Annotated in this window: 17 protein-coding genes; 15 read left to right on the top strand and 2 right to left on the bottom strand. The window is 52.8% G+C overall.

Annotated features, from left to right (window positions below; all coding sequences use genetic code 11):
* The first annotated feature begins 34 nt into the window (after positions 1-34).
* The 5 genes from NST69_RS30565 (at position 35) to NST69_RS30545 (ending at position 3,870) form a co-directional block, all read left to right on the top strand.
* Positions 35-778 carry a hypothetical protein gene (locus NST69_RS30565; protein ID WP_036722904.1) on the top strand — a complete coding sequence of 248 codons (744 nt, stop codon included), beginning with the start codon at positions 35-37 and terminating at the stop codon, positions 776-778.
* 19 nt (positions 779-797) lie between these two features.
* Positions 798-1,886 (top strand): ankyrin repeat domain-containing protein, encoded by a 1,089-nt coding sequence (locus tag NST69_RS30560; RefSeq protein ID WP_342547955.1) that lies wholly within the window; start codon positions 798-800, stop codon positions 1,884-1,886.
* A complete protein-coding gene (locus NST69_RS30555; RefSeq protein ID WP_342547954.1) occupies positions 1,883-2,863 on the top strand; it encodes a sigma-70 family RNA polymerase sigma factor in 981 nt (326 codons plus the stop codon). The genes NST69_RS30560 and NST69_RS30555 overlap by 4 nt, the downstream gene beginning before the upstream one ends.
* A gap of 76 nt (positions 2,864-2,939) precedes the next feature.
* Positions 2,940-3,359, top strand: a complete 420-nt coding sequence (locus NST69_RS30550; protein ID WP_342547953.1) for a VOC family protein — start codon at positions 2,940-2,942, stop codon at positions 3,357-3,359.
* 31 nt (positions 3,360-3,390) lie between these two features.
* A complete protein-coding gene (locus tag NST69_RS30545; protein WP_342547952.1) occupies positions 3,391-3,870 on the top strand; it encodes an NUDIX domain-containing protein in 480 nt (159 codons plus the stop codon).
* A 332-nt stretch (positions 3,871-4,202) separates the two neighbouring features.
* Here NST69_RS30545 and NST69_RS30540 read toward each other — a convergent pair whose 3' ends face one another.
* Both NST69_RS30540 and NST69_RS30535 read right to left on the bottom strand, forming a co-directional pair.
* Positions 4,203-4,967 (bottom strand): class I SAM-dependent methyltransferase, encoded by a 765-nt coding sequence (locus NST69_RS30540; RefSeq protein ID WP_036722899.1) that lies wholly within the window; start codon positions 4,965-4,967, stop codon positions 4,203-4,205.
* Positions 4,968-5,058: 91 nt separating this feature from the next.
* Entirely contained in the window at positions 5,059-5,964 is a 906-nt protein-coding gene (locus NST69_RS30535; RefSeq protein WP_342547951.1) for an alpha/beta hydrolase-fold protein, read from the bottom strand.
* Between the two features lie 282 nt (positions 5,965-6,246).
* On the opposite strand from NST69_RS30535, the gene NST69_RS30530 reads away from it, so the two are divergent.
* The 10 genes from NST69_RS30530 (at position 6,247) to NST69_RS30485 (ending at position 19,894) form a co-directional block, all read left to right on the top strand.
* Positions 6,247-6,621: a hypothetical protein gene (locus NST69_RS30530; protein WP_341166587.1), complete on the top strand. Its 375-nt coding sequence runs from the start codon at positions 6,247-6,249 to the stop codon at positions 6,619-6,621.
* A gap of 230 nt (positions 6,622-6,851) precedes the next feature.
* Positions 6,852-7,700, top strand: coding sequence for a PRD domain-containing protein (locus NST69_RS30525; RefSeq protein ID WP_342547950.1), 849 nt, complete (start codon positions 6,852-6,854; stop codon positions 7,698-7,700).
* A gap of 131 nt (positions 7,701-7,831) precedes the next feature.
* Complete coding sequence (locus NST69_RS30520; RefSeq protein WP_342547949.1) at positions 7,832-9,757, top strand: beta-glucoside-specific PTS transporter subunit IIABC; 1,926 nt, start codon at positions 7,832-7,834, stop codon at positions 9,755-9,757.
* Between the two features lie 47 nt (positions 9,758-9,804).
* On the top strand, positions 9,805-11,274 hold the full coding sequence (gene ascB / locus NST69_RS30515; RefSeq protein WP_342547948.1) for a 6-phospho-beta-glucosidase: 1,470 nt from the start codon (positions 9,805-9,807) through the stop codon (positions 11,272-11,274).
* Positions 11,275-11,549: 275 nt separating this feature from the next.
* A complete protein-coding gene (locus NST69_RS30510) occupies positions 11,550-15,089 on the top strand; it encodes a family 16 glycoside hydrolase (protein ID WP_342547947.1) in 3,540 nt (1,179 codons plus the stop codon).
* 151 nt (positions 15,090-15,240) lie between these two features.
* Positions 15,241-15,798 carry a sigma-70 family RNA polymerase sigma factor gene (locus NST69_RS30505; protein ID WP_340957137.1) on the top strand — a complete coding sequence of 186 codons (558 nt, stop codon included), beginning with the start codon at positions 15,241-15,243 and terminating at the stop codon, positions 15,796-15,798.
* Positions 15,795-16,745 carry a hypothetical protein gene (locus NST69_RS30500; RefSeq protein WP_342547946.1) on the top strand — a complete coding sequence of 317 codons (951 nt, stop codon included), beginning with the start codon at positions 15,795-15,797 and terminating at the stop codon, positions 16,743-16,745. The genes NST69_RS30505 and NST69_RS30500 overlap by 4 nt, the downstream gene beginning before the upstream one ends.
* Before the next feature lie 185 nt (positions 16,746-16,930).
* Complete coding sequence (locus NST69_RS30495; protein WP_036722894.1) at positions 16,931-17,797, top strand: sugar ABC transporter permease; 867 nt, start codon at positions 16,931-16,933, stop codon at positions 17,795-17,797.
* Between the two features lie 14 nt (positions 17,798-17,811).
* A complete protein-coding gene (locus NST69_RS30490) occupies positions 17,812-18,687 on the top strand; it encodes a carbohydrate ABC transporter permease (RefSeq protein WP_036722892.1) in 876 nt (291 codons plus the stop codon).
* A 46-nt stretch (positions 18,688-18,733) separates the two neighbouring features.
* The gene (locus NST69_RS30485) at positions 18,734-19,894 is read left to right on the top strand and encodes a biotin/lipoyl-binding protein (protein WP_342547945.1); all 1,161 of its coding nucleotides are present in this window, start codon (positions 18,734-18,736) and stop codon (positions 19,892-19,894) included.
* The last annotated feature ends 39 nt before the right edge of the window (positions 19,895-19,933 follow it).

Raw genomic sequence — 19,933 nt, 5'->3', positions numbered from 1 at the left:
GAATAACTCACGCAGGAAACCGGGGGAATGATGAATGTATATCGTATCTGAGCCCAAGGGGCTGTCAGAGCATCACAGGCACATGCTTGAAGCGGAGAACGCAGGTCTGTATCCTCCAGCCTATATCCGGTTCTTGCAGCAGTACGGCGAAGGAACGTATCGGGGCTGGATGAATGTGCAGACCCCTGACACAGAGGTGCTGCGGCCGTTTGCCGAATACGGATTATGGGAGCATGATCAGGATAGCCCTATAACGGAGCAGCAGATCGGCGAGTGTACCGCTATTGGGACCACTGTGGACGGTGATTTCCTGGCGGTTCATCCCAAGGTGGACGGGCTGCTATGGCTGCCTCGTCATGCGGAACAGATTCAAGCGATCCCTCTGCCAGCCGGGGGACAGGAGAAGGATGAGAGCTATGCCATGATCCTGGACGGCATCTACCGCCGGATGTATGGGCGGAGCCAAGAGGAGAGCGTCTATTATGAGCCATGGACGGGAACCCGCGAGCATCTTTTCCTGCGGATGCCGCCGGGAGAGGGCCCGCTGGCGCTCACGGAGCTGGCTGACCTGTGCCGGGCGGAGGCTCCGCCGGATCTCTTCATTGAGAATCCTTACGTCTGCTACCTGTTCTACCGGAATCTGGGCGGCTATATCCGCCTGAATCTGGCGGGTGGGCAGGAGGTAGCCGTCTTCTATGAACAGGCTGCCGGGCAGGCATCGGCCAAGATGAAAGAGTGGCTTCTGTCGAAGGGATGCGAGCAGTATTCATGGGAGTGAAGAATAAGGAGGAGTGCGGATGATTGTCCTGAAGGACATAGGGAAATTCGAGGTGCTGCCGGAGCGGGCGATGCAGATCTATCAGGGGGATGTTCCTGCCTTGCAGGCTGCCATTGCTGCGGGCTGGGATATTGAAGCGGGATTAGAGCTTAGCAAGCATACCACAGTCAGCCCGCTCGACCTGGCGATTATCACGCAGCAGACCGAGGTGGTGAAGCTGCTGGTGGAGCATGGCGCGAAGCTGAATGTACCTCAGAATCCGGCCTTCCTGCGGGCGGTCCGTTATGGCAAGGAGGACATCATCTGCTACCTTGCTGCACAGGGCGCGAAGCTGGACCTGCTTAACCGGACGGGATCGGGCGCTTATTCACAGGCCTACTACGGCAACAAGAAGAATATCCCGCTGATCCATGAGCTGGGTCTGGACATCCGGCAACATGCCGGTGCCGTGCTGCGGCAAGCCGCCTCGGACCATGATCTGAAGACGCTTACCTATCTGCTGGATCAGGGAGTGGATATCAACTACAACAAGCCGGATATGGTCTATCCTTACGGGGCGACGCCGCTGACAGTCGCTGCCCGGCTGGGCAATCTGAACATGGTCCGCTTCCTGGTGGAACGCGGTGCGGACCTTATGATGACGGAGAAGGACGGCGAGCGGCCGTATACGATTGCGGTCAGCAGCAAGCATACCGCTATGGCGGAATACCTGAAAGCGTTGGATCCGCCGGATGTTCATGATGTGGAGAACAAGAAATACGAGCTGGCCAAATACAAACTGCCGGATGAACTTATCCGCTTCCTTACAGGGGACGAGCTGCGCCTGACGCTGGCCCCTAATGAATATAAGATCGGGTACATCGACTTCTTCAGCTTCACCGACACCCTTCAGATGAAGGCCGGCCGGCGCAAGCTGTTGCGGCTGTCTGCCGATATCGATAATTACTCCGGTCTGGTGCTGGTCTGGAATCCGCAGAAGAAGGGGCAGCTCGGCTGCTATGATCTGGAGCATCAGACGTATGCAGATTTGTGCAGCTTCCCGGAATTTGTTGCGAAGCCTGAACACTACCTCATACAGTTCATGGAGGGAGAGCTGGACGGGTCATGAAGGAGAGACTGGCTGAAGTGAATCATAACCATGAGACCTACGAGACCCTGGACGGGCTGGAGGACATGCGCTCCGAGCTGACCGGGTACTGTTACCGGATGATGGGCTCCATCTTCGAGGCGGAGGATGCTGTCCAGGATACTATGATCCGGGCATGGAAGCACCAGGAGCAGATGAGGCAGCAGGACTCTCTCCGAGCCTGGATGTACCGGATTGCCACCAATGTCTGTCTTGACCGGCTGAGAAGCGCCAAGCGGCGGGCGCTGCCGATGGATCTCTCGGAACCGGCCGCTGCCGTTACGGAGCCTAGGGAGAGTCTGCCTCAGCATTCCTGGATCTGGCCCGCTCCGGGCTATGTGGATGATCCTGGTAATATTCTAGTCAGCAGAGAGACCCTCCGGCTGTCCTTCATTGCGCTGCTGCAGCTGCTGCCGCCCCGGCAGCGTGCCGTGCTGATTCTGCAGGAGGTGTTCCGGTGGTCGGCAGCCGAGACCGCCGGGGCACTGGAGATGACCGTGGCCGCGGTGAACAGCGCGATGCAGCGGGCACGGGCAACCATGGCCAAGGCACAGCTCCGGTCCGAGGCACTGCAGGCTGACGATGACGAAGTGGACGAAGGGCTGATTACCCGGTACGTGGAGGCTTTTGAACAATACAATATTAATGCGTTGTTGGCCTTATTCCAGGAGAATGGCAGCCTGTCGATGCCGCCATTTACAATGTGGGTGCAAGGCGGCGCGGATCTCGCGGCCTTCTACCAGATCACAAGCAGTCACTGTATGGGCTCGCGGTTGCTGCCGGTCCGGGTGAACGGGAACCGGCCCGCATTTGCCCAGTACGTTCCCTCTGGAGAAGACGGATTGCTTGTCCCGTGGGCGATTCATGTGCTTGAGCTGAGCGGGGGGAAGATCGCGCATGTTCATCATTTTATAGATGCTGAATTATTTATTCGCTTCGGATTGCCGGAACACCGATGATTCTGCCGCGGCCGGAACGTCTATACTAATGAATCACACAAGCGAGACCATTCCGAATTCAAGGAGGAACACACAGGTGACAATCAAACTTACTCCCTACATCACCCTGGAGGGGTGCACGCAGGAGGCTATTCAGTTCTATGGACAGGTTATGGGGGCTGAGGTCCTTTCCATCCTGACGTATGGTGATATGCCGGATCTCCCGGACACGTTCCCGGATGAGGTGCGGAGTCTGGTGGCCCATGCCAAGGTACAGGTGGGCGGCACGGAGCTGATGTTCTCAGATGCTCCCGGCGGTACGCCGATTGAGAGTGGGAAGCGGGTAACGGTCTGCGTTACTACGGACAGCGTGGAGGAGTCACGGAGAATTTTTGATGCGCTGCAGGAGGGCGGGGAGGTTAATATGCCGTTTCGGGAGGAGCCGTTCAGCCCGGGCTTCGGCGATCTGACGGACAAGTTCGGGGTGACATTCCAGATCTATACGGAGCTTGGATAGAGTGGAGATCGAATAGGAGAGAGTATCGGGCATGATGAAGACGAACGTTGAAGTACCCATACGTTGTACAGGTGTTGCTGTAGTATTGCTGAAGAATACACCCTCTGGTCATCATGTCCTGTTACTGAAGCGGGCCGGTTCGGTACTCAGGGATGCCTGGTGCTATATCGGCGGGGGCATTGAAGAAGGGGAACTAGCGTGGGAGGCTGCATTAAGGGAGATTCGGGAAGAGACGGGGATTACCCAAGTCGCTCTTTACACTTCCAATACCTTCGACCAGATCTATTCGGCAAAAGAGAACTATATCTACGTCGCCCCAGTGTTCGTGGGATACGTGGATGAGACCCAGGATGTCATTCTTAATCATGAGCATAGTGATTATGAATGGCTGCCGGTGAATGAAGCCATCGAACGGGCCGCTTTACCGGGAAATGATGCCGTGCTTACTTCGGTCGAGAAGCATTTCATCAGGAAAACTCCAGCAGAATGGTTGCGTGTTGGCACGCCATAAGAAGGCTGGAGAAGGGCTGCACGCGATGAGCGTGCAGCTTTCTTTTGCTTGCTGGGGAGTGAGTCTGCACAATGTAATCGAAAAAACGATCACATTTGGCATTGCATGGGCGCGTGGACCAGATGTAATCGAAAAACCGATCACATTCGGCGCTGCGTAGGCGCGTGAGCCAGATGTAATCGAAAAACCGAACACATTGGGCGTTACGTGGGCGCACGGACCAATTGTAATCGAAAAACCGAATACAATCTGCCGGCACTGGAAGTTGATCGGATGTGCCCATGTGCGGTCGAGAATGGTAGCGTAAATCGACAGCTGGGCGGGTCCGTTTTTTATCCTTTGCGCAGAATGGCCAGTGCATGCAAACTATACCCAAGCAGACTCTTATCCTCACAGGTCCGCAGATGAAGCTGAAGCCAGCGTTCAAAATCTTCTTGCTGTGCCTCATTGATTTGTTTAGCAAACAAATAACCGACCCCGTCTGTTCCAATATGGGCCACGATCTCTGTGTGATAGGCAGCTGCCATGTGTTCCATTTCAGAGGGAGACATATGTAGGAATAGACCATCTTTCGTCTGGTTGGCATGCCAGGTAAGTACATCTTCCATATTTCCTAGTCTATCGCCTACGCCTAATAACGAAACTGCTGCATTGTTAATATAGGAGACCGCAAGCAGCCCTCCTGGTTTCAGCACGCGAAGGCATTCGGTCATGGCCAGCTGTCTGTCTTCATTGCCGATATGGTAAAAAGCGCCCATGTTCAGGACAACATCAAAAATTTCACTGTCAAAACGGGATAAATCCGTGATGCTTCCTGTATATATATCAGTCAATACCGGGTGCTTGCTCTGCTTCTCTCTTATGAGTTCTAAATGATGCGGAACGAGATCTCCGGCTACAACCTTATGCCCCAATTCTGCCAGTGGAAAAGAGTAATTCCCTGTCCCTGCGCAGCCGTCAAGAATGTAAGATTCCTGCTTAAACAGCTTCTTGAAGTACGCCATCGTTGTGATCCATTCGATCTGATGACCGTTATCCCTGGAAAGCCTTCCCTCCTCATCATAGGAATCATAGTAATCCGTTATCGCACTCACCATATTGCCCTCCTTATCGTTGGCCGGGCCTTATTAAGCACAACTGCCCTCCCCCTACCTTAACGGATCGGGGGAGGGCAGGCTATGACGGGAGTTACTTGAAGATCCGCTGCGAGAACTGATACAGTCCGCTGCTCCAGACCTTGCCTTCATGTCCGCCTACATCCAGATACCACAGATGCGGAACATTCATGCTGGTCAGGCTGTTATGGAAATTCTGGCTGACATAGAGCAGGCCGTCCGAAGCGCCGCAGGAGATCCAGAGCAGCTTCAGCTGGCTGGCCGTCTGCGCCGGATTGGTGATCAGCTGTGAGGCCGACTTCGTATTCGGAGCAGAGGAGAACGCGCCGATCCAGGAGAACTTGTCCAGATGCTTCAGGCCGAAGTTCAGGGTCTGTCCGCCGCCCATGGATAAGCCGGCCAGGGCGCGGTTTTGCTTGTTTTTGTATACCGGGAAGTGGGAATCTACATAAGGAATGAGATCATTAATCAGGTCGAATTCAAACCGCTCGAAGGCCGCTACCTTGTCCGGTGCATAAATATCGCCGATCGGACGGTCATCCGCCATGGCGCGGCCATTCGGGAATACGACAATCATCGGCTCCAGCTTGTTCTGGGAGTACAGGTTGTCCAGAATGTTCCGCGGATTCATCCCGTTCAGCCATTCGTTCTGATCCCCGCCGATGCCGTGCAGCAGGTAGAGCACGTTGTAGGTCTTGGAAGGGGTATAACCCGGAGGGGTGTACACCATCGCGTTTCTTGACTTGCCTACAGTAGTCGAATAATAAGAAATCTGCTGTACGTTGCCGTGGGGAATATTATTGCGGTATCCGTCATAGCCTTGCGGAGCGGGAGTGATGGTGCTGGTTACAGCCGCAGCGGCATCCGCAGAGAGGCTCATATCCTGCTCCTCTGCTACAGGTGATGCATAAGACATTGCAGGCAACAGCAGGACTGTCGCCAGAGCCAGACTTGCAATTCGGGTCATTATTTTCTTCATTTCATATCTCCTCCTTCATTCGATTGGTGAAGCCTATTTGCCCTCCCTCTACAGAAACGGAGCCGCCTCCTCCCCTCCCGACATAATATGTAAGCGCATCCATATCGAGGATACCATATATAGGATATTATGTAAATTGTTTTCGGAGATTTTTCATAGAAAAAGGTAAGTCAGCGGTACTTCTTAATGTTGTCATACCGGAAGCAGCAGGGTAATAGATAGGAATAGGGGCTTCTAAATATCTGGATTTGAGGCGGGAGCCAAGGACTGGAGGGATGGATCATGATAGGACAGAGTGTATCAGGAATCAGTCCGGTACAGGTCATCATGGCCTACGGCGGCACACAGAGCGATGTCAGTTCCCTGGAGAAGCAGCGGAACCGGCTGATGATGGAGCTGGACCGGGTGAACGCGGCGCAGGGCGGGCAGGCGACTTCCTACCGCCGGGAGCAGCTCCAGCGGCAGATCCGCCTCCTTGAAGTTCAGCTCGCGCACAAAGCCGGAAGCAGCGCGGTCACGGATGTAAGCACTGCCGCCCAGAAGGTTCAGGCTCCGCCTTGGCGGATGGAGTGGAAGGGCGGCCTTAAGGGTATCGGCCAGACTGATCCCCGGACGGCAACGGTGAATGCAGAGGGGCGTTTCGATGCTTTAATCTAAGCCGAGAGTCAAAAATTTCCTTTAATCCATATTGACTCACCCTGAATTTCCTGGAATAAAGCGCTTTAAAAAAGCATTGACATCGTCTGATTAAAAACATACAATATGGCTATATTAAGGAGTGTCACTGATACGATCAGGCACCACCATTGTCGATGATTCTACAAGAAATGTTTTTTCTTGTGTATCTGGCTGTGGTGGTTTTTTGTTTTCAGAGGGAGGAAATGTAGATGAAATTCAAGAAATCCCTAAACAATAACATCGCCTTGGCAGAAGACCTGGAAGGGAATGAGCTGATAGTCATTGGAACCGGAGTGGGTTTCAAAAAGGTAAAGGGGCAGGAGCTTAAGCAGGAAGACATCCAAAAAACGTTCCGAATCGGCACTGACGAACGATACCAGAGGATGGAGCAATTCTTCAATGAAATCCCTTTGCAGGTCATAGATGTCACGGATCAGATTATTCAGTTAGGCAAACAGAATATCAGTACGAAGCTAAATGATTCCATTCTTCTGCCATTGGCCGATCATATCCATTATGCCTTGGAGCGTCTGAAGAATGAGCTGGAGATTCAGAATCCGCTGCAATGGGAGATTAGGAATCTCTACCCCAAAGAGTTCATGACAGGACAAACGGCTGTAAGCCTGATTAATGAAGCCTTCCAGGTGAAGCTGCATGATTCCGAAGCCAGTTTCATCGCACTGCATTTCGTGAATGCCCAGATTGACCGCGGGACTATGAGTCAGACGATGAAGGTTACAACGATTATTAATCAGATTATCGGGCTGATGACGGAGCATTTCAATATCAAGCTGGAGCAGGATTCGATTAATTACTCTAGATTTATCACGCATTTGCGGTATTTTATTGTCAGGCAAATGAACAAGGTTGTGCTTTCGTTCAAGGACGAGCATTTTCTATATGACGTATTATCGTCAAGATATCCCGACAGTTACGAGTGTGTAGGAAAGATTAAGCACTTTGTAGAAAAGGAATACGGTTTCTCAATTAACAAGGACGAAATGGTCTATCTAATCATTCATGTGGAGCGAATGACTTCGCGCTCCGGTACAGAGTGATTCCCGGTCCTTGAAATATGGAGTGTTACTGACTCGATCAGGCACCACCAAATGTTGCCGACTCTGCGGCTCAAGCAGAACGGGATTACATTTGGTTTTTTTTATGCCTACATTCTTAGGAGGAATGACAAGTGAACAACAGAGAAATGTCAGAGGAGATTATCAGCCGTATAGGGGGAAATGCGAACATCGTTCAAGCCTGGCACTGCATTACAAGGCTGCGCTTCAATGTAAAGGACGAGAAGCAGGTTCAGGTCGCTGAAATTACGAAGCTGCCGGGGGTGCTTGGGGCACAATTTCAGAATGACCAGTTCCAGGTCGTGATCGGAAATAACGTGGCTTCTGTCTATACCGAGGTAGAGAATGTTATGAAGGAAACTGCATCGTCTGAGTCAAGCGGAGCAGACCGCTCAGGCTCAGGAGCGAGAGGCTTAAATGCCGTGCTTGATACGATCTCCGGGATATTCACGCCTATTCTGCCGGCGATAGTAGGCGCTGGAATGCTCAAGGGCGTACTTGCTCTATTGGTCTCACTGGGCTGGATTTCACAGAGCAGCGGAGAATACAGCGTATTTACAATGATTTCTAATGCCTCGTTTTATTTTCTTCCGTTCCTGCTTGCCGTCTCTGCTGCCAGAAAGTTTAAGGTGAATGAATATCTGGCTCTGACACTGGCCGGAACCCTGCTGTATCCAACGATCTTGGATGCGTATACTGCCGGAAAGCTTGAAGCGATTCCCTTTCTGGGTCTACCTGTCTCCATTGTAAATTACACACAATCGGTGATTCCAATCATTCTGGGCGTATGGTTGCTGAGTTATGTCTATCGTCTAATTGACCGGTTCATTCCGAATACGCTCAAAATTATCTTCACACCTATGCTTGTTCTCGCTATTACGGTGCCTATCATGCTTATCGCTATCGGCCCCCTGGGGAATTTCGGGGGAATCTATCTGGAGAAGGGCGTCTCCTGGCTGTTCGCCCACTCCGGGCCGCTGACAGGGATTGTGCTTGGAGGGTTGATGCCGCTGATTGTAATGACAGGTATGCATTATGCTTTCTTCCCGGGAACCTTGCAGAATTTAAGCAAACTGGGATACGACGTTCTGTTGTTGCCGATTAATCTAATTACCAATCTGAGTCAAGCGGGAGCGGTACTCGCCGTATTTCTCCGTACCCGAGATCCGAAGATGAAGTCGGTGGCCCTGTCGAGCGGGATTTCTGCATTGTTGGGAATTACGGAGCCTGCACTGTACGGCGTTAGCCTTAAGCTCAAAAGGCCCTTCTACGCTTCAATTATCGGTGGAGCGGCAGGAGGCGGGTTCATCACTGCCGTGGGCCTGAAATGTTACGGCTTTGCCGTCCCGGGCCTGTTATCGCTCCCGCTCTATATTGAGCCGGGTGGGGGAATGAGGAATTTCAGTTATGCGCTGATCGGAATCGCCATCAGCTTCGTCGTCTCCTTCGTGATGACGTTAATCCTCTGGAAGGAGTCAGATCCTGCAAAGCCCGGCAGGGTTAAGCATAAGGGGAAGGCTGGAGGCGAGCAGAGCGAACCAACTTCCGCTGTACCTGAGGCTATCCAATCTGTACAGGACAAAAAGAATGAAATCTTCAGTCCCTTCCAGGGCGAGCTGGTTCCGCTTCGTGACTTGCCGGACAAGACCTTTGCCAACGAGCTGACAGGTAAAGGGATTGCGGTTAAGCCTACCGAAGGGCGGATGAACGCTCCTTTTGACGGAGTGGTTACGATGGTTGCCAAATCGAAGCACGCCGTAATGCTGCGCTCCAATGATGGGGTGGAGGTGCTGGTTCATATCGGATTAAATACCGTATCGCTTAAGGGCCAGCATTTCGAGGTAAAAGTCGTACCCGAGCAAAAGGTGCAAAAAGGCGACCTGCTGGTCGAGTTCGATCTGGAGGCTATTGAAGCCAAGGGCCTGAATATAGTCTCGCCGGTCATTGTGACCAATACGCCGGACTATCTGGATGTTGTTCCCGTTCACGTGAAGGGGGTGATTCCAATGAACGGAATCCTGCTGTTCACAATTAAATAATTAGCAATTCTAAAAATAATATAATTTTGGAAGGAGTTCGATGAATCATGTTAAAACATACTGAGGGATTATCGTTTCCACAAGGATTCTTATGGGGAGGAGCTACAGCCGCCAACCAATTGGAGGGGGCTTACGATGCAGATGGCAAAGGTCTGTCCACCTCCGATATGGCACCATTTGTTCCGCATGAATTGCGGGGCGGCAAGGACTTTACGTTCGATGTAGATTCTGTACAGCTTGAGGAGTACCTCAGCGGCAATAGCGAGGTTTATTTTCCCAAGCGGAAGGGCGTAGACTTCTATAATCATTATAAAGAAGACATTGCCCTTTTTGCCGAAATGGGATTTAAGGTCCTTCGTATTTCAGTAGCCTGGACGCGCATTTTCCCTACAGGAGAAGAAACAGTGCCTAATGAAGCTGGTCTGGCTTTTTACGATAAGGTTTTTGATGAGCTGCTGAAGCATGGCATTGAGCCGCTGGTTACGATGTCTCATTATGAAATGCCCGTGGAACTGTCTCGGAAATATAACGGCTGGGAAAACCGTATTATGATTGACCTGTATCTGAAGTTTGCCAATACTCTATTTGACCGTTACAAAGATAAAGTGAAGTACTGGATCACCTTCAATGAAATGAACATGATTCTGACCAGCCTGTACACCGGAGGCGGCATTCTCGAAGACCGCATTCAGGGAACCAAGGAGCAGGTGGCTTATCAGGCTACCCACCACCAGTTCGTGGCCAGTGCGCTGGCGGTCAAAAGCTGCAAAGAAAAAATCCCTGGCGCTCAAATCGGCTGTATGATCTGCCGTCTGGAGACCTATGCGGCATCCACCAAGCCGGAAGATGCGCTGCAGACGCTCAAGGAAGATCAGATGAACCTGTTCTATCCGGAGGTTCAGGCACGCGGGGAATACCCGGCTTACATGGACCGGTACTTCAAGGAGAACCAGATCGAACTGGTGAAAGAACCCGGTGACGATCAGATTCTAAAGGACAATACGGTTGATTACATCGCGTTCAGCTATTATATGACCTATATTGGCAAATACGACCCGAATGACAACAGCAACTCAGGTATGCTCGTTAGCCAGATCAAGAATCCGCATCTTCAGGTTTCGGAATGGGGTTGGCCGATTGATCCGATTGGCCTGAGAATTACGCTGAACCGCCTGTATGACCGCTACCGGATGCCTCTGTTCATTGTAGAGAACGGTCTTGGGGCGAAGGATGTTGTGGAAGAAGATGGCTCTATTCATGATTCATACCGGATCGATTATCTCCAGAAGCATATTGAGCAAATGAGAGAAGCGGTTCAGGATGGAGTAGAGCTGATGGGCTTTACCAGTTGGGGGCCGATTGATATCATTAGTTGTTCGACTTCTGAAATGGAGAAACGTTATGGTTTCATCTATGTTGATCAAGACAACTCTGGCAAGGGAACCTTGAAGAGATCACGCAAGGACTCCTTCTATTGGTACAAAAAAGTGATCGAAAGCAATGGTGCAGATTTATAAATAATACCCGCCGGACGGTGCTCCGGCGGTTCTTTTTTTGCATGTGGAAAGAAACGGGTCATACCGGAAGCAGCGCGGTCACGGATGTGAGGGCCATTTCGGCGCTTTAATCTAGACCGGAGAGCGGTTTAGAACAGTATAATTGTGTCCCTGGAGAGTGGGTTTGCCACCCTCCTTTCTTTTTGGCCCGGGATTATAGTAGGGAATGACTCTATGTATCCTGCTGGAAATTGAAAGCGGTTGCCTGGAGCCAAATTGATCTGGAGGAGGTATTTATGCTTACTCACAAAGTAATGAGATTGCTGCTGGTGCTTGCCGTTGCATTTACGGGGTTCATCCCGCAGACCGCCGGTGCGGCTGAACCGGAACCGGGAACGGAACCGGTGCCGCAGGTGGCCGCCGCTGGCCCTGCAACCATCCAGAATTACCCGATGCCGTCTATCTATACTCCGTCTTCTGTTTACTCGTTGAAGGTGAACAATGAGGCGGTCCCCGTCGTCAAGTATTTGCCTGATTATGACTATGCCCAGTTCTCCTTTGAAGGAACCATTAGTCTTGAGGTAACGGCAGACAAGCCGATTACCTCGTATTCGATCAGCCCGCTGGCCAAGAACATCACAGGAACGGTCAACGGCAACAAGCTGACCTTCACCCTGTCGGCCTCTACCTATGTGATTGTGGATATTAATGCGCCTGCGAACGAAGACCCGAATGAGAAGGACCCGGACAAGCGCCGGAAAAGACTCGTGATCGCCGCCGATCCGCTGGAGACAGACATCCCCGCGTCCTCCGGCCCGGGAATCTACAATGTGACCGCTGCGCCGTACAACGCAGACAAGACGGGGGCAACGATCACCTCGGGTGCTATCCAGCAGGCGATTGATGCTGCCAATCAGGCCGGAGGCGGCACTGTGTATATTCCGGCGGGCGTATATAAGAGCAGCAACCTGACCCTGAAAAGCAATGTTACGTTCTATCTGGCCGGTGGTGCAGTCATTGTCGGCACAGGCCGGGGCGAGGACTACCGGAATGACTTCCGCAAGGATTCTATCTCGGATGGAACCTATTTTATCCGCACGGCCACCAATTCCGTGAATATCACCATGCGGGGGCGCGGAACCATCGACGGCAAAGGGATAGAAATGCGCAAACGCAAGATGACCAATCCGCCTGCAACCCATAAGCAGGGAGAAGGGTTCATCAATAACCTGGTGGTGCCGATGGCGACCAGCAACTTCAAGTTTGACGGGTTAACCCTGCGGGACGGCGGCTTTTGGGCGTTCCTGGTGGTCCGCTCCGATAACGTGACCATCACCAACTATAAGGGTTACCAGGATTTATTTACGCTTGAGGATGATGCCATCGATATTAATGAGAGCCAGAACGTGCTGGTGAAGCATGCCCTTGCCATCTCGGACGATGATACCTTCTCCACCAAGACCTGGCCGCAAAAAGGAATGTCCAAGGACTGGCCGGGAGCCATTGAGCATCTGGAGAATGTGGTGTTCGAGGACTGCTTCGCCTGGACGCGCTGCGCCGCCTTCAAGCTGGGCATGGGCATATGCACGCCGCAGATTGGCGTCACCATCCGCAATTCGTATGTCTATCAAAGCGCGCGGGCGCTGCTGGTGGATCATGCTTATACAGAGAATCCGCTCCCGGTCGAAGGCTGGGCTAAGGATGTTACCTTCGAGAATATTGATATTGAACGGGTAGGGATTAACCAGTTCGGAAATTACTGGCTGCGGGTCTCCACCAGCACCGCCGGTGATGTAAGCAATGTCATTCTCAGAAACATCAATGTCCGCGAGACGGGAGGAGATTCCCCCATTCAGGGTAATCCTACCAGAGGCGGGATGGTGAACGGGGTGACTTTTGAAAATGTGGTGGTCAAAGGAACGCTGGCGAAGAATCTCAGTGACCTGAAGGTGAGCATCAAGAATGAGAATGTAAGCGGGGTCGTCTTCGCGAATACGGATCAGGCCTGGTTCAGCGATCACTTCACCTCCGGACTGACCACGGATTGGACCATGGCTTCAGGTGCCAACAGTTGGGCGGTAACCGATCAGACGGGGAATCGGGTGCTGTCCACCAGCCAGACTACGACGGCGCTGATCACCGCCAAGGCCGGTGCAGCCTGGACGGATTACACGTATGAGGCCAGAGCCAGACTTCCTCTCATTAATGGAAGCGAGAACGCAGGCATTGTCTTCCGGGTGCAGGATCAGAACAACTTCTATATGTACCGGATCAATGCCGGCACAAGCCAGCTGGAGCTCTACAAGGCTGTAGCCGGAACGTTGACGCAGGTCTCGACGACCTCGTTCGTGCCTGTCAAGAATCAATGGTATACCCTTAAGGCGACGGTTCAAGGCAATACCATTAAAGGGTATGTGGATGGAGTGCTGAAGACCACATGGACCAACCCGGTCAATGAATTAACCTCGGGCGGAATCGGCTTCCGCACCACCTCAGCCGGGGTCTGGTATGACGATGCCAAGGTGACCGCCATTCACAATCCGCCCACGGATATCACTTTCAGCGCTACCCAGGTGCCGGAGCTGACTACTCCGGGCGGTCTAGTGGGCACCTTCACTACAGCCCATCCGGATGCGGGCCAGACCTTTACTTATGCGCTGGTTCCCGGGCAAGGCGACGCCGATAACAGCAGCTTCTCCATTGCCCCGCAGGGAGACAGGCTGATTCTCCGCACCACGCCGGATTATGAAGCGAAGAGCAGCTACAGCATCCGGGTGAAGAGCATAGATGCGAACGGCTTGTCTTTGGAGAAAAGCTTCACGATTCAGGTTACCGATGTGGACGAGACCCCGATTGATGCCAATCCCAATTCCGTCCGGTTCACGGATAACTTTGAGGATGGTAATACGACGGGCTGGACGGCTGCCAGCGGGACCTGGAGTGTAACTACAGACGGCAGCACCAAAGCCCTGATCCAGACGAAGGGAAATTCTACAGGGCTCATTACAGCCGGGGATTCATGGCAAGATATTGCTATGGAAGCCAAGGTGAAGGTTCCCATCGCGAATGCCAATGCCGGCATTCTTTTCCGGGTGCAGGACGCCAATAACTATTACATGTACCGGATCAATGTCAACGACAAGAAGCTGGAGCTGTTCAAGGCGGTTGGCGGAACGCTGACCCCCGTGTCCAGTACCCTCTTCGCCGATGCGGCTGCGGGCCAGTGGTATACGCTGAAGGCAGTCATCAAAGGCAATAGAATTCTAGGCTTTGTGGACGGCGAGTTGAAGTTACAATGGACGAACCCGATAACAGAATTAACCGCAGGGAAAATCGGCTTCCGGACAACCTCCCAGAATGCAGTGTTCGATAACGTCCGCGTTACAGGGATACAAAAGGTGACGGCCAATGCGCTTAAGACGGTAACCCAAGATGTGTATGAAGCGGTTACGCCTGAAGGCAACCGGCTCAGCGTTAGCCCGGGCAGCCCGCTTGCAGGAGAGACACTTACTCTGACGGCTGAAGGCCATAACCAGAGCCTGGCACCTGTTGCCCCCGGAGATGAGCGTTATTATCCGGAAGCCTGGAGCTCCACAGAGGATGGTATGGCAGGCGTCTTCACCGTAACGGATGAGGTCTATCAGGCTGGATATTTTCCAACTGCTGTAGGTGATTACAAGATAACCGTCATCTACCGCAAGCAGGTATGGGACGGCACCGCCTGGGCCGATACGGAGCTGACGGATTCCCTGATTGTGGACATTAAGGTCATCCCGAAACCGGCAGATGCGGAGGGTGACAGCACCACTGAGCAGGACCCGCCGGTCCTCGGTTAACAAGAGATTTATATCCCCATCCTGGTGTGTAAGCAGTGATGCTTATGTGCCAGGATTTTTTTTGTGCTAAAAATAATTAGCGTATAAGTGCAACCGTTACCCGGAATTCTCTACTATATAGATAAGAGGATGCCAAAGGAGAAACTAGCAGATGGAAGATCAGGGAATCATTCAGCTATACTTGCAGCGCTCACAGCAGGCCATTGCCGAGACCCGGAGCAAATACGGGGCATATTGCCGGGCAATCGCCAGGAATATTGTCGCGAACCCTTCCGATACCGAAGAGTGTGAGAACGATACATACCTCGCTGCATGGAACGCTATACCGCCTAACCAGCCGAGAAGGCTGCCGGTATTCCTGGGGCGGATCACCCGCAATATCGCGCTCGATAAGTATGGGTATAATACGGCCAAGAAGCGGAGCCGCCAGCTTGAGGTGATTCTGGAGGAGCTGGAGGACTGCCTTCCCGCAGCAGAGACGGTGGAGACCGAGTATGCCGCCGGTGAAACCGCGCGGTTGATCAATGAATTCCTGTATGGGCTGGAGGAGGAGGCGCGGCAGCTTTTTATAAGGCGGTATTGGTATTCGGATTCGGTGGAGGCGCTGGCCGGGCGGTTCAAGCTGAGCAGCAGCCAGGTGAAGTCCCGTTTATTCCGGGTCAGACAGAAGCTTAGAGTACATCTGGAGCAGGGGGGAGTGCGTCTATGAGACGGGAAGAGCTATACCGGGAGATCGGGCAGATCGACGATGCGCTGATTGAAGCGGCTGAACACAGTGGAGCAAAGGGAAGAGTCAGAAGAAGCCGGTTCTCCAAAAGGTGGATCGCACTGGTCGCGTGCCTGATCGTCTACAGTTCTACGGCTACGGCGCTGCTCGCCACGGAATACACGAAGAATAAAGCAGCAGAGCCTTACATCCGTTACCTGACAGCAGAGGACATGGAGCTGGCCCCTCCCGTGAAGTATGAGGCCGACAAATTCCTGCAGGCGTTAGCCAGCGGCAACGATGACAAGGTATATATTGCGGTGAACCGGCTGGTGGAGAGCTTCAATGATCCGCAGGCGCGTGAGCTGGCGCTGCAGAAGCTGCAGCCCTTCTTGACCAGTGATTCCGCGAAGATCGCGGAGTCGGCTGCTTTTGCCACAGATGTCCTGTCCAAAAGCTACCGCAGCACCTATCTCCACAAAATGGCCGACGGGAGCATCATATTCGCCTTATTCAACAATTATTCAGATTACGGTACCCAGAATGTACTCTGGCGTATACAAGATGATGTGCTTGAACCGTATTTCAGCTTCGCGGCCCCTTCGATGTATATTAAGGAAATCCTCCCGTCCCCGGACCGGAAGCTGCTGGCGGTGGTGACCCGCTCGAACAAAAGTGAATTTGTGCAAATCCTGGATGTGGAGAAGGGAACCATTAGCCCGGAGCTGGTAGAGTCGGCAAGAATCAGACATGGCGCTCAGCGCAAGCTGGATACTTGGACGCGCAGTGATCATGAGAATTACAGCTATCCGAGTCAACTCGTGTGGAAAGATAATGACACGTTAGCGTTCGAGGGTTCTCTGGCCTACGACGACACAGCGGTTATCGAGAATGTTAGTGTGACGTATCGGTTCAAAGATAAGGTCATGGAGGTACAGCCGGTGAAGTAGTGAGTTTGCGCTACACGAATATAGCTGCGAATGGATGAAGCATCCGTTTGCGGCTTTTTTTGCTGCTGGCGGGAGGGCGATCAGGCCGAATGTGCTGCTGCGCTGAGAATTTAAGAAACTTTTAATCTTTACCCGACTTCTTCTTAAACAGTTGTGCCTATTCTTGATTACAGGGAGGGAGCGACTTGAAGAATTGGGCCCGTAAAGATTCAACAATTGCATGGTTATTTCTGGCGCCCAGTGTGGCGGGGTTTGCCCTGTTTTATCTGATTCCGTTCGGCATGGGCTTGTTCTACTCCTTCATGGACCGCACGGTGGGGGGCCACTATGTGGGACTGGATAATTACCGGGAGGTCATTGCGGGCGAATCCTTCCGGAAGGCGGCCTCTAATACCCTCTACTTCAGTATGGTGAGTGTTCCCCTGCTGATTGTGCTGTCGCTGGGACTAGCGCTGTTGCTGCACAGGAAATTGTATTTTCAGAAATGGCTGAGAACTGCGTACGTACTCCCGCTGGTCGTGCCTGTAGCCTCGATTATCTTGGTCTGGCAGATCCTGTTCGACTGGAACGGGGTGCTTAATGCCTGGCTGAGCGGCTTCGGCCGGACGCGGGTGGACTGGATGAAGACGGAGGCTGCGCGGAATGTAATCATGCTGATGTATGTCTGGAAAAACATCGGGTATAACGTGATCCTGTTCCTGGCCGGCTTGCAGCAGATTCCGAAGGATTATTACGAGACCGCCCAGATTGAGGGGGCCGGCCGTCTAAGGCAGTTCCGGAGCATTACGCTGGTCTATTTAACCTCTACGATGTTTTTTGTCGTCATTATGTCGGTCATTAATTCCTTCAAGGTCTTCCGGGAGACGTATCTGATTGCCGGAGCTTACCCGCATGACAGTATCTATATGCTTCAGCATTATATGAACAACATGTTCCTGTCGCTCGACCTCCAGAAGATGACGGCTGCATCCACCCTGATGGTCGGCGGCATTCTGATCATCGTGCTGGGATTGTTCGCTATGGAACGCCGCTACCGGCGGTATATGGAATAGAGGTGAAAGAGGTCTTGGCAGTTGGTAAAGTCATACAAAAGCTGACGTTAACCGTCCTGATGGGGGCGGTTGCCCTCCTGATGCTGTTCCCGATCGGGGTGACCCTCATCAATTCGTTCATGAGCAGCCGCGAAATCGGGATCAATTACGGCCCCATCGGACAGATGAATCCTGTCATTCAAGGCAGGAGCGATCCGTTCGCCAATCTGAAATGGCTGCCGGATCAGGTCTCCCTGGAGCAGTATGGCAAGGTGCTGATGGACAGCCCGATGTACCTGTCGATGTTCTGGAATTCAGTATTCCTGGTGGTGCCTATCATTGCCGGACAGACGGTGATCGCCGCGCTCGCGGCCTATGCGTTCTCCAAGCTGAGATTCCGGGGCCGGGAATTCCTGTTCCTGGTCTATGTTCTGACGATGCTGATGCCGTTTCAGGTCACGCTGGTGCCCAATTATATTATGGCTGACCGGCTGGGGTTATTAAATAGCCCGGGGGCCATTATCTTGCCCGGAATTTTTGCCGCCTTCGGAGTATTCATGCTCAGGCAGTTCATGCTGGATATCCCGTATGCCTATATTGAAGCGGCTAAGATGGATGGGGCCGGACACTTGCGGATTTTCTATACGATTATTGTTCCGATGGTCCAGCCGGGCCTGGCCGCTCTGACGATTCTGTTATTCGTCGATTATTGGAATATGGTGGAGCAGCCGCTTATTTTCCTGGACGACCCGCTCAGGCAGCCCTTATCCGTCTACTTATCGAATGTCAGCAGCGAGAAGGGCCTGGCGTTCGCCGCATCTATGATCTACATGGCACCGATGGTTCTGCTGTTTCTGTATGCGGAGACGTACTTCATCGAAGGGATTCAACTGTCAGGAATTAAGGGCTGATGTTCGTGTGTGAGGGATTTCAATGGCAGGAGGAGATAGACGGAATATGGAGACTACAGGAGTGCCCGCAGACCGCAGGCGCAAAAAAAACATCAGAACAGCCTTCCTTCTGCTCTTGGGCGTGTTACTCTTCTTCACCTTCTTCAGCAATACGCTGCAGTCGTTGACCTTGCCCAAGGTGAACACGGTCAAGCCGCAGACCAAGAGCCTCGAATTCACGCTGGAGGGCAGCGGAAAGCTTACGCCCGTGAGTGAAGCGAAGCTCCTGAATGCCAGCGGCTGGAAGGTCCGGCAGGTTCTTGTGAAGGAGGGGGACCGGGTCACGAAGGGGCAAACACTGATCCGCTATGACAGCCAGGCCGCCGAAGCGGAGCTGAAGGATGAAGTCGCGGCGCTCGATAAGCAAAAGATCGCGCAGCAGACGCTGCAGGATCAGTTCATTCAGACGTATGCGGAAGGCGATGAGCTTCAGATTCGCAAGGCCCGGCGCGAGATTGAAGCGGGTAAGGTCGATCAGGTCACCCAGGCGCGGAAAATTGCCGGATTGAGAGAGCGGTTAACGGCGCAGCAGCAGCTTACGGCACCCTTCGACGGGGTGGTCACCCAGGTGAATGCCATTGCGGGAATGCTGTCCGCGGGGGAAGCGGATCTGGTCCTGTCGAGCAGCAGCAAGGGGTATCAGTTCGGCTTCACGGCGGACGCGGAGCTGTTATCCAGCCTCGGGGTTACCTTAGGGGAGCAGCTTGAGGTGCAGGTTCATCCGGCACAGGGCCAGCAGGCCCGTTCCTTGCAGGGTAAGGTTGCAGAGATCAAGGACGCTCAGGCGCGTACCGACAGCGCATCCGCTGAGGAGGACGGCAGGGTGGAGCAAATTGCGCAGAAGAATGTCTTCATTGTGCTGAATGAAGAGTCGCTTAAGGGGGGTGAGCAGGTTCAGATTAAGCTGAAGAAGCCTTCCCGGGAGGACGGACTCCTCGTATCCAATAAGGTTATCCACCAATTGGGTGAGCGAAGCTATATCTATAAGATCGAGGAGCAGAGGGGGGCGCTGGGCAATACCTTTATCGCCCGCGAGGTTACGATCCGCTCCAGTACAACCAATGGCATAGACAGCATCATCCAGACGGATAACCTGTATGAGGATGAGCTGATTATTCTGGAGAGCAGTGAGCCCTTGCAGGACGGGAACCGCGTACGTCTGCAATAGCCTTAGGTGTACGGCCTACTATACAAACAATTATTGGAG

Origin of the sequence: Paenibacillus sp. FSL P2-0089 (assembly GCF_038595095.1) — a bacterium.
GTDB lineage: Bacteria > Bacillota > Bacilli > Paenibacillales > Paenibacillaceae > Paenibacillus_AQ > Paenibacillus_AQ silagei.
The sequence above is the reverse complement of the archived record's forward strand: the minus strand, read 5'-3'. Positions and strand labels throughout refer to the sequence as shown.

What these genes read in the sequence shown, in the direction of transcription:
- NST69_RS30560 (WP_342547955.1), top strand. Translation starts at nt 798, where the DNA reads ATGATTGTCCTGAAGGACATAGGGAAATTCGAGGTGCTGCCGGAGCGG.
- NST69_RS30510 (WP_342547947.1), top strand. Translation starts at nt 11,550, where the DNA reads ATGCTTACTCACAAAGTAATGAGATTGCTGCTGGTGCTTGCCGTTGCA.
- NST69_RS30555 (WP_342547954.1), top strand. Translation starts at nt 1,883, where the DNA reads ATGAAGGAGAGACTGGCTGAAGTGAATCATAACCATGAGACCTACGAG.
- NST69_RS30485 (WP_342547945.1), top strand. Translation starts at nt 18,734, where the DNA reads ATGGAGACTACAGGAGTGCCCGCAGACCGCAGGCGCAAAAAAAACATC.
- NST69_RS30565 (WP_036722904.1), top strand. Translation starts at nt 35, where the DNA reads ATGTATATCGTATCTGAGCCCAAGGGGCTGTCAGAGCATCACAGGCAC.
- NST69_RS30500 (WP_342547946.1), top strand. Translation starts at nt 15,795, where the DNA reads ATGAGACGGGAAGAGCTATACCGGGAGATCGGGCAGATCGACGATGCG.
- ascB (WP_342547948.1), top strand. Translation starts at nt 9,805, where the DNA reads ATGTTAAAACATACTGAGGGATTATCGTTTCCACAAGGATTCTTATGG.
- NST69_RS30530 (WP_341166587.1), top strand. Translation starts at nt 6,247, where the DNA reads ATGATAGGACAGAGTGTATCAGGAATCAGTCCGGTACAGGTCATCATG.
- NST69_RS30525 (WP_342547950.1), top strand. Translation starts at nt 6,852, where the DNA reads ATGAAATTCAAGAAATCCCTAAACAATAACATCGCCTTGGCAGAAGAC.
- NST69_RS30545 (WP_342547952.1), top strand. Translation starts at nt 3,391, where the DNA reads ATGATGAAGACGAACGTTGAAGTACCCATACGTTGTACAGGTGTTGCT.
- NST69_RS30505 (WP_340957137.1), top strand. Translation starts at nt 15,241, where the DNA reads ATGGAAGATCAGGGAATCATTCAGCTATACTTGCAGCGCTCACAGCAG.
- NST69_RS30540 (WP_036722899.1), bottom strand. Translation starts at nt 4,967, where the DNA reads ATGGTGAGTGCGATAACGGATTACTATGATTCCTATGATGAGGAGGGA.
- NST69_RS30535 (WP_342547951.1), bottom strand. Translation starts at nt 5,964, where the DNA reads ATGAAGAAAATAATGACCCGAATTGCAAGTCTGGCTCTGGCGACAGTC.